Origin of the sequence: Streptomyces sp. yr375, from assembly GCF_900110755.1 — a bacterium.
Taxonomy (GTDB): Bacteria; Actinomycetota; Actinomycetes; order Streptomycetales; family Streptomycetaceae; genus Streptomyces.
The window spans coordinates 204,503-218,688 of sequence record NZ_FOFF01000001.1 but is presented as its reverse complement, the minus strand read 5'-3'; the positions used below and the strand labels follow the sequence as shown (position 1 = coordinate 218,688).

16 protein-coding genes are annotated in these 14,186 nt (G+C 72.0%); 13 read left to right on the top strand and 3 right to left on the bottom strand.

Annotated elements, in window-relative coordinates:
- Nucleotides 1–21: 21 nt before the first annotated feature.
- Nucleotides 22–882 carry a VOC family protein gene (locus BMZ82_RS00780; protein WP_093770507.1) on the bottom strand — a complete coding sequence of 287 codons (861 nt, stop codon included), beginning with the start codon at nt 880–882 and terminating at the stop codon, nt 22–24.
- Between the two features lie 80 nt (nt 883–962).
- Between BMZ82_RS00780 and BMZ82_RS00775 the strand changes: the two genes are divergently transcribed.
- From BMZ82_RS00775 to BMZ82_RS00725, 11 genes are all read left to right on the top strand, one after another.
- Nucleotides 963–1,541: a carboxymuconolactone decarboxylase family protein gene (locus BMZ82_RS00775; RefSeq protein ID WP_093770505.1), complete on the top strand. Its 579-nt coding sequence runs from the start codon at nt 963–965 to the stop codon at nt 1,539–1,541.
- A 34-nt stretch (nt 1,542–1,575) separates the two neighbouring features.
- Nucleotides 1,576–2,424 (top strand): fumarylacetoacetate hydrolase family protein, encoded by an 849-nt coding sequence (locus BMZ82_RS00770; RefSeq protein ID WP_093770503.1) that lies wholly within the window; start codon nt 1,576–1,578, stop codon nt 2,422–2,424.
- A gap of 35 nt (nt 2,425–2,459) precedes the next feature.
- A complete protein-coding gene (locus BMZ82_RS00765; RefSeq protein WP_256251699.1) occupies nt 2,460–3,002 on the top strand; it encodes a MarR family winged helix-turn-helix transcriptional regulator in 543 nt (180 codons plus the stop codon).
- Nucleotides 3,003–3,157: 155 nt separating this feature from the next.
- Entirely contained in the window at nt 3,158–3,688 is a 531-nt protein-coding gene (locus tag BMZ82_RS00760) for a cupin domain-containing protein (protein ID WP_093770501.1), read from the top strand.
- The gene (locus BMZ82_RS00755; protein ID WP_093770499.1) at nt 3,685–4,893 is read left to right on the top strand and encodes a cytochrome P450; all 1,209 of its coding nucleotides are present in this window, start codon (nt 3,685–3,687) and stop codon (nt 4,891–4,893) included. The genes BMZ82_RS00760 and BMZ82_RS00755 overlap by 4 nt, the downstream gene beginning before the upstream one ends.
- Before the next feature lie 23 nt (nt 4,894–4,916).
- Complete coding sequence (locus BMZ82_RS00750; RefSeq protein ID WP_093770497.1) at nt 4,917–5,240, top strand: 2Fe-2S iron-sulfur cluster-binding protein; 324 nt, start codon at nt 4,917–4,919, stop codon at nt 5,238–5,240.
- Nucleotides 5,237–6,493, top strand: a complete 1,257-nt coding sequence (locus tag BMZ82_RS00745; RefSeq protein ID WP_093770495.1) for an NAD(P)/FAD-dependent oxidoreductase — start codon at nt 5,237–5,239, stop codon at nt 6,491–6,493. Before BMZ82_RS00750 ends, BMZ82_RS00745 begins: the two co-directional genes overlap by 4 nt.
- A complete protein-coding gene (locus tag BMZ82_RS00740; RefSeq protein WP_093770493.1) occupies nt 6,490–7,920 on the top strand; it encodes a class I adenylate-forming enzyme family protein in 1,431 nt (476 codons plus the stop codon). The genes BMZ82_RS00745 and BMZ82_RS00740 overlap by 4 nt, the downstream gene beginning before the upstream one ends.
- Before the next feature lie 176 nt (nt 7,921–8,096).
- Complete coding sequence (locus tag BMZ82_RS00735) at nt 8,097–9,212, top strand: alcohol dehydrogenase catalytic domain-containing protein (protein WP_093770491.1); 1,116 nt, start codon at nt 8,097–8,099, stop codon at nt 9,210–9,212.
- 39 nt (nt 9,213–9,251) lie between these two features.
- Nucleotides 9,252–10,442, top strand: a complete 1,191-nt coding sequence (locus BMZ82_RS00730) for an acyl-CoA dehydrogenase family protein (RefSeq protein WP_093770489.1) — start codon at nt 9,252–9,254, stop codon at nt 10,440–10,442.
- Complete coding sequence (locus BMZ82_RS00725; RefSeq protein WP_256251698.1) at nt 10,439–11,344, top strand: 3-hydroxybutyryl-CoA dehydrogenase; 906 nt, start codon at nt 10,439–10,441, stop codon at nt 11,342–11,344. Before BMZ82_RS00730 ends, BMZ82_RS00725 begins: the two co-directional genes overlap by 4 nt.
- A gap of 33 nt (nt 11,345–11,377) precedes the next feature.
- On the opposite strand, the gene BMZ82_RS00720 is transcribed toward BMZ82_RS00725, so the two are convergent.
- Entirely contained in the window at nt 11,378–12,307 is a 930-nt protein-coding gene (locus BMZ82_RS00720; protein WP_093770487.1) for a carbohydrate kinase family protein, read from the bottom strand.
- The gene (locus tag BMZ82_RS00715; RefSeq protein WP_093770485.1) at nt 12,304–12,990 is read right to left on the bottom strand and encodes a class II aldolase/adducin family protein; all 687 of its coding nucleotides are present in this window, start codon (nt 12,988–12,990) and stop codon (nt 12,304–12,306) included. The genes BMZ82_RS00720 and BMZ82_RS00715 overlap by 4 nt, the downstream gene beginning before the upstream one ends.
- Before the next feature lie 58 nt (nt 12,991–13,048).
- On the opposite strand from BMZ82_RS00715, the gene BMZ82_RS00710 reads away from it, so the two are divergent.
- Both BMZ82_RS00710 and BMZ82_RS00705 read left to right on the top strand, forming a co-directional pair.
- Nucleotides 13,049–13,714: a TetR/AcrR family transcriptional regulator gene (locus BMZ82_RS00710; RefSeq protein ID WP_093770483.1), complete on the top strand. Its 666-nt coding sequence runs from the start codon at nt 13,049–13,051 to the stop codon at nt 13,712–13,714.
- 108 nt (nt 13,715–13,822) lie between these two features.
- Complete coding sequence (locus BMZ82_RS00705; protein WP_371270929.1) at nt 13,823–14,185, top strand: hypothetical protein; 363 nt, start codon at nt 13,823–13,825, stop codon at nt 14,183–14,185.
- Nucleotide 14,186 lies beyond the last annotated feature (1 nt).

Below are 14,186 nucleotides of genomic sequence, written 5' to 3'. Positions count from 1 at the left end.
GCGGGGGGGCGGGCCGGTCCGTCAGTCGGCCGGGTGGTGGCCCCAGATGTCGGCGGTGTAGACCCGGCTGACCCAGGTGCTCTCGTCGACCTGCACGCCGCCCGCGCCGATCTCGATGCCGAAGCCGGCCGGCGAGTGCATGTAGAAGGAGAACATCCCGTCGTTGGCGTGCTTGCCGAGCGTGGCCATGAGTTTCACGTCGTGCTCACGGGTGCGGTCGAGGGCGCGGCCGACCTCGTCCGGGCTGGTCACCTCGCACAGGATGTGGTGGGTGCCCTCGTTCTTGTACGACCGGATGAAGGCGATGCTGTGGTGGCGCGGGTTGCAGCCGAGGAAGTGGAAGGTGCCCCAGGGGTAGTCGGCGGTGTCGCTGAGCCGGAATCCCAGGACGTCGCAGTAGAAGTCCACCGCCTCCTGCACGTGCGGTGTCTTCATCACCACGTGCCCGAGCCCCTGCTCGCCGGTCACGAAGTCGACGCCGAGCGGTGACACGAACTGGCTGGAGGCCAGCCGGCGGCCGCAGAACAGCTCGGTGCGGATGCCGAGCGGGCCGGTGAAGTGCACCATCCGGGCCACCTGCCGGTCCTGGCACTCCTCGTCGGTGCCGACCGACACGTCGACGCCGGCCTCTTTGAGGCGCACCGTCGTCTCGTCGATCGCCGCCGGGTCGCGGACCTCCCACCCGATGACCGTCACGCCACCCGTCGGGGCTTCGGTCAGCCACATGCGGAAGGGGTGCTGGTCCATCCGCAGCCGGTACCGCACGGGGCCCTCGGAGCCCCCGGGCTCGACCGCGAGGCCTATCACGTTGCGGGCGTACTCCGCCCATGCTGTCGGGTCGGGGGCACCGATGCCCACGTACCCAAGGCTCTGGATCGTCATGCCGAGGACGATATTTGTTAGACCCTTGACGGTCAAGACTCATACGAATACGTTGACGCCATCGAGCCGAGGAGGTCCCGATGCCGGCAGAAGTGCCCGGGAAGGCCCGCGTGCTGCCACGCGACGAGAGCGAGCTGCACGAGAAGACACTGGCGTCACTGGCGCCGTACCGCGATCAGGACGGCCGGATCTACACGATCTGGGCGACCCTGGCGCACCACGAGGACGCACTGCGCCGTTTCGTCGTCTTCGGCAACCACGTACTGGGGAAGAACACCCTGCCGCTGGCGTCCCGGGAGCTGATGATCCTGCGGATCGCGGCCCGGGCGCAGGCCGCGTACGAGTGGGACCAGCACGTGCGGATCGCCCGCCGCGCCGGGCTCGCCGACGACACGATCCTGGCCGCCGTGAACGGCGACTGGGCGGGGCTGGACGAGCTCGACCGGGTGCTGCTCACCGCCACCGACTCGCTCCTGGGCCGCCAGGGCGTCGACGACGAGCTGTGGGGCCGGCTGACCGACCACCTGAGCATCGAGCAGGTCATCGACGTGCTCTACACCGTCGGCCAGTACCTCACCATCGCCACCGTCATCAACACGCTCGGCGTCCAGGTGGAGGGCGACCTCGCCCTGCCGCTCCCCCAGCCCGTCGACCGGTAGCACCCGTCGACCAGTAGCAGAAGGAAGAAGCCGCATGAAGCTCGCCAACCTCGCCGGACGCCCCGTCGTCGTCCGGGACGACCGCGCCCTCGACATCGCGGACGCCAGCAAGGGAGCGATCGAGCCGCGCCTGGAAGTGCTCTCCGACCTCGCCCTCCACGACGAGCTGCGCGCCCTCGCCGAGCAGGCCGCGGAGGCGGACTGGAAGCCGTTCGCACCGGCCGACCTGGGCCGCGTCGCCAAGCCGTACAAGGCCATCGGCGTCGCCCTGAACTACCGTGCGCACGCCGAGGAGTCGGGCCTGCCGGTGCCGGACGAACCGTCGGTGTTCGCGAAGTTCGCCTCGTCGGTGGTCGGCCCGTACGACGCGATCGTGGTCGAGGCGCAGTACGACAAGATCGACTTCGAGGCCGAGCTGGTGGTCGTCATCGGCAAGGAGGGCAAGAACATCTCCGAGGCCGACGCCTGGTCGCACGTGGCCGGGGTCACCGCGGGCCAGGACGTCAGCGACCGCAAGGAGCAGTGGCGCAAGCCGATCAACCAGTTCACGCTGCCGAAGTCGTACGACACGTTCAGCCCGATCGGCCCGTACCTGGTGACGCTCGACGAGTTCGCCGACCCCGACGACATCGAGGTGGCCGGCTGGGTCGACGACCTCGAGGTGCAGCGGGGCCGCACCTCGGACCTGATCTTCAGCGTGCCCGAGCTGATCGCCTGGCTGTCGAAGCGGGTGACGTTCGAGCCCGGCGACCTGATCTTCACCGGCACCCCGGCCGGCTGCGGCGTCCGCCGCACCCCGCGCCTGTACCTCACCGAGGGCAAGGTCCTGCGGACCGAGGTGACGGGTGTGGGCACTATGGTCAATCCGGTCGTCGGCGGCTGACACCGGCGAGACCGGAGAGGGAAGGGTGACAGACCGTGACGGACACCGCGCGTGAACCGGAGACCGCAGGCGCGCGACGGACCCGGGAGTTCTCGGAGCTGCTGCGCCACCAGCACCGTGAGCTGGGCACGACCGATCCCCGCAATCTCGACGCGATCGAGATGGTCACCGACCTCACCCGCCTCGAAGCCCGGCTCACGAAGGACTTCGAGAAGCACGTCCACCGGCCGCTGGGCCTGACCTGGGCGGGCTTCCGGATCCTCAACGCCCTGTGGGTGTACGGTCCGCTCGGCCAGCAGGACATCGGCCGGGTCTCCGGATCCACCCGGGCCAGCATCTCCAGCGCCCTCGCGACGCTGGAGGGCCGCGGCCTCGTGACCCGCGAGCGGGTCGAGACCGACCGCCGGCAACTGGTGGTCGAACTCACACCGGAGGGCCGCGAGACGCTACGGCTGGCCATCGCGGCCCAGACGAAGCGCGAGCACGCCTGGACGGGCGTACTGCGTGACGACCAACTCAGTGAATTGGTGCATTTGCTGCGTACTCTGGTCAACCAGGAGACCCCGCCCGCGGAGTGACCGGGCCCGGGAACCGACCCAACGACCCATAGCCCACCGGCTCGTACCCGCGGCCGGGTCGCGCACCTGTCGAAAACAGTTAGAACCCTTACCGTCAAATATCTAACAGTAGGTCACGTATCTCGCAGTAGGTTGGTTTCTCAAGGGAGAGAATCATGGTCCGTCGTGTTGTCACCGGTGTCAGCCAGAGCGGCAAGCCCGTGATCGTCAGTGACGGCGAGCCGCCGGTCACCCTGCAGTACACCCACACCCCCGGCTTCGCCCGCTCCCTGGTGTGGAACACGGCGTCCCCCGCCGTCGCGTCGGCCGACCCGACCGAGGCGCTGGAGTCCTACGTCCCCGCCCCGGGCGAGACGATAGCCCTCACCATCACCTTCCCGCCGGCCAGTGTCTTCGCCGACCCGTCCTGGGACCCGGTCGCCGCGGGCGCCGAGCAACTGGCGGGCGCCCCGGGCCTGGCCGAGCTCTTCGAGCCCGACAACCCCGGCATGCACACCACGCCCACCGTCGACTACGGCGTCGTCCTCAGCGGCGAGATCGTCCTCGACCTCGACGGCGGCGAGACGGCCCTGCTGGTGCCCGGCGACCTGATCGTGCAGAACGGCACCCGGCACGCCTGGCGCAACAACGGCACCGAGCCCGCCACCGTCTTCTTCGTCCTGATCGGCGCGGGCGGCACGGCATGACAGCCGTGAGCGCGGTGACGACGGCGGCGCCCGGAGCGCCCGTCGTCGACCTCGACCTCGCCGACCTCCGCCACGACCCCTACCCCGCCTACGCCGAGCTGCGCGCCCGCGCCCCGCTCGCCTGGGTGCCCTCGGTCGGCCGGCACCTGCTCACCCGGTACGAGGACATCGTCCACGCGGAGAAGCTCCCCGAGGTGTTCAGCTCCCGCGAGCAGGGATCGCTGCTGCTGCGCACGGTCGGCCCGAACATGCTCCGCGAGGACGACCCGAACCACCGGCGGCTGCGCTCCGCGGCCGAGCCGCCGACCCGACCGCGCCAGGTCCGCGACCTGTGGGCAGGAGCCTTCGAGCGCACCGCGCACGACCTGCTCGACCGGATCGCCGGCCGCGGCGAGGCCGACCTGATCGCCGACTTCGCCGAGCCGCTCGCCGCCGCCAACCTGGCCCTCGTCCTGGGCCTGCACACGGCGAGCGCCACGGACATAGCCGACTGGTCGCGGGCCATGATGGCCGGCAACAGCAACTACGCCGACGACCCCGACATCTGGCTGCGCGCCGAGCGGGCCACCGGGGCCATCGACGACGCGGTCGCCGAGGCCGCCGAGGCCGCGCGGCGCGAGCCCGACGGTTCGGTGATCTCCTCGATGGTCCACGCGGCCGAGCCGGTGGACCTCACCGAGATCCAGAACAACGTCAAGGTCATCATCGGCGGAGGCGTCAACGAGCCGCGTGACGTCTTCGGCGTGGGCGCCTGGGCGCTGCTGAACCGCCCCGAGGTGCTGGACCGGGTCCTGAAGGAGCCGGCGAGCTGGAAGCGGGTGTTCGAGGAGACGGCCCGCTGGGTGTCGCCGATCGGCATGTACCCGCGCCAGCTCACCCGGGACTACGAGATCGCCGGGCTGACCCTCCCGGCCGGCAGCCGCGTCGGCCTCGTCATCGCCTCGGGCAACCGGGACGAGTCGGTGTTCGAGCGGGCCGACGAGTTCGATCTCGACCGGCCGAACCGTCCGCACCTCGCCTTCGGCGGCGGACCGCACTTCTGCATGGGCGCGTGGGTCGCGCGCCACGAGGTCAGCGCGGTCGCCTGGCCCCTGGTCTTCAGCCGTCTCAAGGGGCTCCGCCTCGCAGCGGGCACCGAGAGCCCCCTGGAGGGCTGGGTGTTCCGCGGGCCGACCGCACTGAACGTCACCTGGCAAGCAGCCTGAGCCGTCCCCTTCCGGAGGACTCCATGCCCACCGTCATCTTCCAGTTGCCCGACGGGACCGAACGCAAGGTCACGGCCGCGCCGGGGACCGTGCTCATGCAGGCGGCCGTCGCGAACGGCGTCGCAGGCATCGTCGCCGAGTGCGGCGGCAACGCCTCCTGCGCCACCTGTCACGTCTATCTCGACGACGCCCAGTCCGCACTGGCGGGCGAGCCGGGCGACGTCGAGGACGAGATGCTCGACTTCACCGCCGCCGAACGCCGGCCCACCAGCCGGCTCAGTTGCCAGGTCCGGCTCTCCGACGCCCTCGACCCGATGCTCGTCCACGTGCCCGAGGAGCAGGTATGAGCGCGGACCGACCCGGCGCGGCGGGCGTCGTGGTGGTCGGCGGCGGGCAGGCCGGCTTCAGCGTCGTCTCGGCGCTGCGCGCCGGCGGCTACGACGGCCCGGTCACCGTGTTCACCGACGAGCCCCATCTGCCGTACCAGCGGCCGCCGTTGTCCAAGAAGGCGCACACCGAGCCGGACGACCTGCGGGTCTCGCTGGTCCCGGAGTCCTTCTACGGCGAGCGGGACATCGAGTTGCGGCTCGGTGACGACGTGGTCGCCCTGGACACCGCCGCCCGCACCGTCCACACCCGCGCCGGACTGAGCGTGTCCTACGCCCACCTGGTGCTGGCGACCGGCGCCCGCAACCGGCCGCTGCCCGTCCCCGGCGCCGATCTGGCCGGCGTGCACGCCGTGCGCTCGCTGGACGACGCCCTGGCCGTCGGCCGGGCCCTGACGACGGCACGGGACGTGGTCGTCATCGGCGGCGGCTTCATCGGGCTGGAACTCGCCCAGGTGGCCCGGTCGCGCGGCGCACGGGTGACCGTCGTCGAACTCGCCGACCGGCTGCTCGGCCGGGCCGTCTCCCCGCAGGTCGCGCAGCATCTGCGGCAGCGGCACGAGGAGTCCGGGGTCACCGTCCGCACCGGGACCGCCGTCCGGGCGATCGAGGGCACGGACCGGGTCCGGCAGGTCGTGACGTCGGCCGGGACCCTCCCCGCCGACCTGGTGGTGTACGGCATCGGCGCGGTCCCCCGCGACGAGCTGGCGCGGGACGCCGGCCTCGCCGTCGACGACGGTGTGCTGGTCGACGAGCAGCTCCGCTCGGTCACCGACCCGCGGGTGTCCGCCGTCGGCGACTGCGCCCGCAACCCCCACCCGCACGCGCCGGGCCTGGTCCGGCTGGAGTCCGTACAGAACGCCACCGACCAGGGAGCCCTGGTCGGCCGCCGGCTTGCCGGGCAGCCCGCCGCCGCGTACGGGAACCTGCCGTGGTTCTGGAGCGACCAGGGTGCCGTAAAACTGCAGATAGCCGGGCTGCGGGAGCCCTCCGACGACGTCCGGCTGGTCGCGGGCGACGCTCCGGGGCGCCTCGCCGCGTACGCCTTCCGGGGCGGCCGGCTGGTGGCCGTCGAGACGCTCGACTGGCCCGCCGAGCATCTGGCGGCCCGTCGGCTGCTGGAGCGGGAGACACCGGTCCTGGCCGACGAGCTGACGGACACCACGCTGGGCGGGCTCGCCCGCTCGCGGCGAGCCGCGGAGGTGCGGGCATGACCGCCGCTTCCTGGTTCGGAGCGCACCTCGTGACCAGCGCCGCCGAGGCGGGCTCCCGGCTCGCCCTCGTCTTCGAGGACCGCTCCTGGAGCTACGCCGAGCTGGACCTCGCGGTCCGCCGCACGGTCGCCCGGCTCGACAAGTCCGGGGTGCGGGCGGGCGACCGGGTGGTGATGCAGGGCGCGGCCCGGCCCGAGGCGCTGATCACGCTGTTCGCGGTGACCCGCATGGGCGCCGTCCTCGTCCCGCTGCACCCGCAGGTCACGGGCGGCGAGCTGGCCGTCGTGTGCGAGGAGACCACTCCGACGGCCGTGGTCGCCGACGAGGGGTTCCCGGCGGGCACGGGCCTGCGGCTGAGTTGGGCGGACCTGCATCCCGAGGACGAGGGTCCCGAGGCTCCGGACTGCGCTTTCCCGGCCGGTTCGGACGTCGCGGTGATCGCGTTCACGTCCGGGACGTCCGGCCGTCCCAAGGGCGTCGCGCTCACCCACGACAACCTGGACCGGAGCATGGCGGGCGGGCTGGCCGGGTTGCCGTTCGGCACGGACGACACCGCGCTGGTCGCCACCCCGCTGGCGCACGTCGCCGTCCTGGGCGGGCTGCCGCAGTGCACCTGGGCGCGGCGCGGGACGGTCGTGCTGGCTCCGCGCTTCGACCCGGACCTGTTCGCCGACCTGGTCCGCGACCACAAGGTGACCTGCGCGTTCGCCGTCCCCGCGATGTCCGCCCTGCTGGCCCGCCACCCGCGCTTCACCGGCGGCGACCTGGGCACCCTGCGGTGGATCCTGTCGGGCGGCTCACCGGCCCAGACCGCCACCCGCGAGCAGTTCCGGGCCCGCGGGATCGGCGTGGTCAACTCCTACGGGCTGACCGAGACCAGCGCGGGGGTCACGTACTCCGCGCCGGACGAGGCGGCGACCTCGACGGGCCGCCCCGTCCCCGGGGTCGAGCTGACGATCGTGGACATGACCGGCGAGATCTGGGTGCGCGGCCCTTCGGTGGCGTCCGGGTACTGGACCGCCGCCGGGCCGGTGCCCGCGACCGACGCCGAGGGCTGGTTCCACAGCGGTGACCGGGGACGGTTCGACGACGAGGGCCGCCTCACGGTCGTCGGCCGGCTCAAGGAGACCATCATCACCGGCGGCGAGAACGTCGACCCGGCCGAGGTCGAGAACGCCCTCGCCGACTTCCCCGGCGCCGTCGAGATCGCGGTGTCGGGGGCGCCGGACCCGGTCTGGGGCGAGGTCGTGACCGCCTTCCTCGTCACCGACGCCGGCGCCCCGACCCTGGAGGACGTCCGCGGTCACCTGGACGGCCGGCTGGCCCGGCACAAATGGCCCCGACGCCTGTGCGTCGTGCCGGCACTGCCGCGCGGGGCCACCGGAAAACTGCAGCGCGCGCGGCTGACGACGCTGCTGGACGACTGACCCGCACACCCCCCGCACCGCCGCACCGCTCCACCGCCACACCGCTCCACCCGTTCACCGCCACACCGCCTCACCGCTCGAGGACGGCGCGAACCCGGCGCCGGCACCCCCACTCACCCCCGAGACCGCGCCCCCCTGACGGCGCCGTCTCTCCCTCCCCTCCCTGAGGAGACGCCATGAGTGCGACCATGCGAGCCGCGCGGATGCACCACGTCGGAGAGCCGATGAAGCTCGAGGAACTCCCCGTTCCCGTGCCCGGCCGTGGTGATGTCCGCGTGACCGTCCACGCAGTCAACATCGTCCCGAACCTCGCCAACATCCTGAACATGTGGACCACCTGGTTCCCGCACAGCCCGCTGCCCACCCTGCCGGCGATCTTCGGCCTGGACCCGGCCGGCGTCGTCGAGGAGATAGGCGAGGGCGTCGAGGGCTTCGAGGTCGGCGACCGGGTGTACGTCAACCCGGGCCGCTCCTGCGGCTCCTGCCGCTCGTGCCGCGACAACGACTCGATCAACTGCGCCAGTTACGCCTTCGCCGGGTACTTCGGCTTCTCCCCGACCGCGCTGAAGCTGCTCGACCGCTACCAGGGCGGCCTGGCCGAGTACACGATCGCCCCGGCGTACAGCCTGGTGAAGCTGCCGGACTCGCTGTCCTTCGAGGCCGCGGCCCGCTTCGGCTACCTCGGCACGATGTACTCGGCGCTGCGCAAGGCCGGGGCGGGCCCGGGCAAGCGGGTCCTGATCAACGGCATCAGCGGCACCCTCGGCATCGGCGCCGCGCTCCTTGCACCCGCCCTCGGCCTGACCCACGTCTACGGCACCGGCCGCGACCGGGCCCTGCTGGAGCAGGTCGGCAAGCTGGCGGGCGGCGACCGGCTGCGGCTGCACTCCCTGGACGAGGGCCCGCTCGACGAGTGGATCCACCAGGAGACCGACGGCTACGGCGTCGACATCTACATCGACGCCCTCGGTCCGGGCGCCCCGCACGAGACCTTCCGGGCCGGTATGCGGGCGATGGCGCGCGGCGGCATCGCCGTCAACATCGGCGCCGTCGCCGGCGATCTGCCGATCGACATCCACCGGATGATGGACCAGCAACTGCGGCTGATCGGCTCCGCCTGGTTCACCGCCGGCGAGGGGCAGGCCATGGCCGACCTGGCGGAGGCCGGCCTGCTGGACCTGAGCCCGCTGGAGCACCACGTGTACCCGCTGGAGCAGGTCAACGACGCCATCGGCGGGATCGCCGAGCGCAACGGCGGCTTCAGCAACTTCGTCATCAGCCCGACGGCCTGACCCCAGCGAAGACTTGAGCGAAGACCTAAGGAGACACCGATGCACACACCGCACGCCGGGCGCCCGGCCGACCCCCTCGACCTCCTCGAACTCGACAGCCTGCTCACCCCGGACGAGCGCGCCGTACGCGACGCGGTCCGCACCTTCTGCGACCGGCGCGTCGACCCGTTCATCGCCGACTGGTTCGAGCGGGGGGAGATCGACGACATTCGCGGGCTCGCCAAGGAGCTCGGCGAACTCGGCCTGCTGGGCATGCACCTGGAGGGCTACGGCTGCGCGGGGATGAGCGCGGTCGACTACGGCCTCGCCTGTCTGGAGCTGGAGGCGTCCGACTCGGGGCTGCGGTCCCTGGTCTCGGTGCAGGGCTCGCTGGCGATGTACGCCATCCACGCCTTCGGCTCCGAGGAGCAGAAGCAGGAGTGGCTGCCGCGGCTGGCCGCGGGCACCGCGATCGGCTGCTTCGGCCTCACCGAGCCCGACTCCGGCTCGGACCCGGGCAGCATGCGCACCGCGGCCCGCCGGGACGGCGACGACTGGATCCTCGACGGCCGCAAGATGTGGATCACGAACGGTTCGGTCGCCGACGTCGCCGTGGTCTGGGCCCGCACCGACGACGGCGTCCGCGGCTTCGTCGTCCCCACCGACTCCCCCGGCTTCTCCGCGCCGGCCATCAAGCACAAGATGTCGCTGCGGGCGTCGGTGACGAGCGAGCTGGTCCTGGACTCCGTACGGCTGCCGGCGACGGCCGTGCTGCCGGAGGTGCGGGGGCTGCGCGGTCCGCTGTCCTGCCTCAACGAGGCCCGGTACGGCATCGCGTGGGGTGCGATGGGCGCGGCGCGCTCCGCCTTCCGCACGGCGCTGTCCTACGCCGGCGACCGGGTCCAGTTCGGCCGTCCGATCAGCGGATTCCAGCTCACCCAGGCCAAGTTGACCGACATGTCCCTCGAACTGAACAAGGGCACGCTGCTGGCGCTGCACCTCGGCCGGATCAAGGACGACCGCGGGCTGCGGCCCGAGCAGGTCAGCTACGGCAAGCTCAACAACACGCGTACGGCGCTGGAGATCTGCCGCACCTCGCGCACGATCATGGGCGCGAACGGCATCTCGCTGGAGTACCCGGTCATCCGGCACGCCAACAACCTGGAGTCGATCCTCACCTACGAGGGCACGGTCGAGATGCACACGCTGGTGATCGGCCAGTCCCTGACGGGCCAGGCGGCGTTCCGGTGAGCACCGGGCCGGGCGCGGACATACGCAGGGTCGGGGTCGTCGGCTGCGGGCTGATGGGCGCGGGCATCGCCGAGGTCTGCGCCCGGGCCGGTCTGGACGTCGTCGTGCACGAGGTGAGCCCGGGCGCGGCCGAGGCCGGTCACGCCCGGATCGCCGGCTCGCTCGACCGGGGCGTACGGCGCGGCAAGCTCTCCTGGGCGGACCGTGAGGCCGCGCTCAACCGGGTGCGGGTCTCCGCCGATCTGACGGACTTCGCCGACCGGGATCTGGTGGTGGAGGCGGCGACGGAGGACGAGAAGGTGAAGTGCGAGCTGTTCACCGAGCTCGACCGGATCGTCGTCCGGGAGGACGCGCTGCTCGCGTCGAACACCTCCTCCCTGCCCATCATGAAGCTGGGCATGGCCACCACCCGCCCGCACCAGGTGATCGGCGTGCACTTCTTCAACCCGGTGCCGGTGCTGGAGCTGGTGGAGATCGTGCCGTCGCTGCTGACGGCCCCTCAGACTCAGGTGCGGGCCGAGGAGTTCGTCACGGAGGTGCTGGGCAAGAAGGTGATCCGGGCGCAGGACCGGGCCGGCTTCGTGGTCAACGCGCTGCTCGTGCCGTATCTCCTGTCGGCGATCCGGATGCTGGAGTCGGGTCACGCCTCGGCGGAGGACATCGACACCGGCATGGTCCTGGGCTGCGCCCACCCGATGGGCCCGCTGAGCCTGGCCGATCTGATCGGCCTGGACACCCTCACGGCCATCGCCGAGGCGATGTACGCGGACTTCAAGGACCCGCTGCACGCCCCGCCGCCGCTGCTGCTGCGCATGGTGGAGGCGGGACTGCTCGGCCGGAAGTCCGGCCGCGGCTTCCACGACCACTCGGAGCCGCGCAAAGTCCCCGCGAAGGTCAACTGAGGCCACCCGAACGACAACTGATCCATCGTCAACTCAGGTGCGGGGCTTGGCTGTTGCCGCGAAGGTGTCGGCGGCCGTGAGGTCGAAGTCGCCGTGGTCGCTGCCGAGCCCCTGCGCGACGAGCGCCGCGGCGGCGCTGCCGAGCACGGCGGCGTCGCCCGGTGTGCGGCCCAGGCTCACGCCCCGCAGATAGCCCGCCGAGAACGCGTCGCCGCACCCGGTGGTGTCGACGACGTCGATCACGAAGGCGGGCACCGGTTCCGCGCCGTCCGCCGTCACCACGAGCGCGCCCTCGCCGCCGCGCGTGACGGCGACGACGCCCGCGCCGGCGTCGAGCAGCTTGCGGGCTCCTGTCAGCAGGTCGCTCTCGCCGGTGAAGCCGAGCACCTGGTCCTCGTTGGGCAGCAGATGATCGATGTACGGCAGGGCCGCCGCCACCTGCTCGAAGCTGCCGAGGACACCGGGGGCGAGCAGGTCCACGGAGGTCACGACGCCGTGTTCCCTGGCGTACGACAGGATGCGCGTCGCGACGTCGACGCCGATCAACTCCGGTCCGCCCAGGTGCAGATGGGTGGCTTCGGCGAGGGCGTCCCAGGGGACGTCGTCGAGGCCGTAGGTGATGTTCGCGCCGAGCAGGTGCAGCGAGGGTCGGTCCCCGTTGGGCCGGATCGGCAGGACGCTCGCGGAGGTCGCGGTGTCGCTGCGGCGGACCAGGAACTCGGTGTCGACACCGGCCCGTTCGAGCAGTTGGACCAGCATGTCGCCGGTCGGGTCGGAGCCGATGGCGCCGGCGCTGCGCACCTCCGCGCCCAGCTTGGCGAGGGTGAGGGCGGTGCCGCCCGCGGTCCCGGCGGCGGTCATCCGGATGTCGTCGACGAGCGTCGCGCCCTGCCCCTCGGGTATCTCCTCGACCGGCCGCACCAGCACGTCGAGCACATGCACACCCATCGTGAAGACCTTCATCGGGTTTCCTCCTGCGCGGGTGGAACGGGGTGGGTGGTTCCGTAGTCGCGGGCGATCGCGGCCTCGATCACCGCGAGTTGCTGCCGTTCGTCGAGGAAGTGGGGGCGGCCCATGGCGGCGGCGCGCTGGTAGAGCCCGCAGGCCCATTCGAGGAGCAGCGCGTTCTCCACGGCCTTGTCGAGGGTCGTGCCGTGGGTGAGCGCGCCGTGGTTCGCCATGAGGGCGGCGCTGCGGCCCTCGAGCGCGGTGAGCACCGACTCGGCGAGTTCGGGGGTGCCGAAGGTGGCGTACGGGGCGACCCGCACGGTGCCGCCGAGGGCGAGCAACTGGTAGTGGATACAGGGCAGTTCGTCTAGCACGCAGGAGACGGCGGTGGCCATCGGGGCGTGCGTGTGGACGACCGCGCCGGTGCCGTGGCGGCGGTAGACGCCGAGGTGCAGGTCCAGTTCCGAGGTCGGGCGCAGGGTCCCGGCGACGATCGTCCCGTCGAGGTCGACCACGGTCACCTGGTCCGGGGTGAGCCGGGCGAGGACCGCTCCGGTCGCGGTGATCGCGACCCGGTCCTCGACGCGCACGCTCACGTTCCCGGCCGTGCCGATGAGGAGGCCTTCGGCCCCCAGACGCCGGCAGGCGTCCGCGACGGCGGCCCGCTCCTGACCCAGCGCCGAGCTTGAGGCGGTCATGGGCGCGAAGGTAGCGTAAACCTGAAACAAAGTCACGTTCAGGTTTGGAGGCAGTTCCTTGGTCCCCCAGGAGACCGCGGGCCCGGGCGGTGGCGCTTCCGGCGCTCCCCTGCGCCGTACTCCCCGGCAGGCGCGCAGCAAGGCGCGGCTGGCCCTGGTGCTGGAGGCCGCCGAGCGGATCCTGGTCGGGGAGGGCGTCGAGGCGCTCACCACGACGCGGGTGGCGGCGGAGGCGAAGGTGTCGGTCGGCTCGCTGTACCAGTACCTCCCCGACCGTGGCGCGATCATCGACGCCCTGGCGGCGGGCTACTTCGCCCGTCTGGAAGCCGTCATGGACGACCTGGCGGGGGCGGCTGCGGCGGAGGGCCGGTGGGACGATCCGGTGGGCGTGCTGATCGACACGTACGCCGGCGTCTACCGCACCGAACACGGCTTCCGCGCCCTGTGGTTCGGCAGCGGGCTGACCGAGCGGACCCGGGCGGCGGACCGCGAGCACAAGCGCCGGATGGCCGACGGGATCCGCCGGGTCCTGCTGGCGCTGGGCGTCGTACGGGACGACGCGGACCTGGCCCGGGCCTGCCACGCCGCGATCCTCACCGCCGACGCCCTCGCCCAGGAGGCCTTCCGCCGCGCCCCGGAGGGCGACACGGCCCTCCTCGACGAGGCGAAGACGATGCTGCGCGCCTACCTCACCGAGGTCACCGCCCGCTACGCGCGGCGGTAGCCGCGCCGCTCCCGGAAAGTCGCTGGCCACGCCACTCGGCAGGCCGATACCGTCACCCTCCCGTCCCCCGAATCCGACCGCCCCGCCGGTCACCGCACTCGGAGAGCAATTCCCGTGACCAGCCGACCCCGCGCCACCACGACCCTCTGGCGCCCCACCGGCCCCAAGGAGCTGGAGCTGCTGCGCGCCCTCGACTGGCGCGCCTGGCCACCCCGCCTCCCCGAGCAGCCGATCTTCTACCCCGTCCTCGACGAGGACTACGCCATCAGGATCGCCCGCGACTGGAACGTCAAACACGACGGCGCGGGCTACGTCACCCGCTTCGAGGTCGACACCGAGTTCCTGAGCAGATACCCGGTCCAGCAAGCCGGCGGCCGCACGATCCTCGAACTGTGGGTACCGGCGGAGGAGTTGACGGAGTTCAACGCCCACATCGTGGGCGGGATCGAGGTGGTGCACACGTTCTCGTGAC

Bases quoted from the DNA above. Each gene is read 5' to 3' on its own strand.
- BMZ82_RS00780 (WP_093770507.1), bottom strand. From the start codon at position 882: ATGACGATCCAGAGCCTTGGGTACGTGGGCATCGGTGCCCCCGACCCG.
- BMZ82_RS00775 (WP_093770505.1), top strand. From the start codon at position 963: ATGCCGGCAGAAGTGCCCGGGAAGGCCCGCGTGCTGCCACGCGACGAG.
- BMZ82_RS00770 (WP_093770503.1), top strand. From the start codon at position 1,576: ATGAAGCTCGCCAACCTCGCCGGACGCCCCGTCGTCGTCCGGGACGAC.
- BMZ82_RS00760 (WP_093770501.1), top strand. From the start codon at position 3,158: ATGGTCCGTCGTGTTGTCACCGGTGTCAGCCAGAGCGGCAAGCCCGTG.
- BMZ82_RS00755 (WP_093770499.1), top strand. From the start codon at position 3,685: ATGACAGCCGTGAGCGCGGTGACGACGGCGGCGCCCGGAGCGCCCGTC.
- BMZ82_RS00750 (WP_093770497.1), top strand. From the start codon at position 4,917: ATGCCCACCGTCATCTTCCAGTTGCCCGACGGGACCGAACGCAAGGTC.
- BMZ82_RS00745 (WP_093770495.1), top strand. From the start codon at position 5,237: ATGAGCGCGGACCGACCCGGCGCGGCGGGCGTCGTGGTGGTCGGCGGC.
- BMZ82_RS00740 (WP_093770493.1), top strand. From the start codon at position 6,490: ATGACCGCCGCTTCCTGGTTCGGAGCGCACCTCGTGACCAGCGCCGCC.
- BMZ82_RS00735 (WP_093770491.1), top strand. From the start codon at position 8,097: ATGAGTGCGACCATGCGAGCCGCGCGGATGCACCACGTCGGAGAGCCG.
- BMZ82_RS00730 (WP_093770489.1), top strand. From the start codon at position 9,252: ATGCACACACCGCACGCCGGGCGCCCGGCCGACCCCCTCGACCTCCTC.
- BMZ82_RS00720 (WP_093770487.1), bottom strand. From the start codon at position 12,307: ATGAAGGTCTTCACGATGGGTGTGCATGTGCTCGACGTGCTGGTGCGG.
- BMZ82_RS00715 (WP_093770485.1), bottom strand. From the start codon at position 12,990: ATGACCGCCTCAAGCTCGGCGCTGGGTCAGGAGCGGGCCGCCGTCGCG.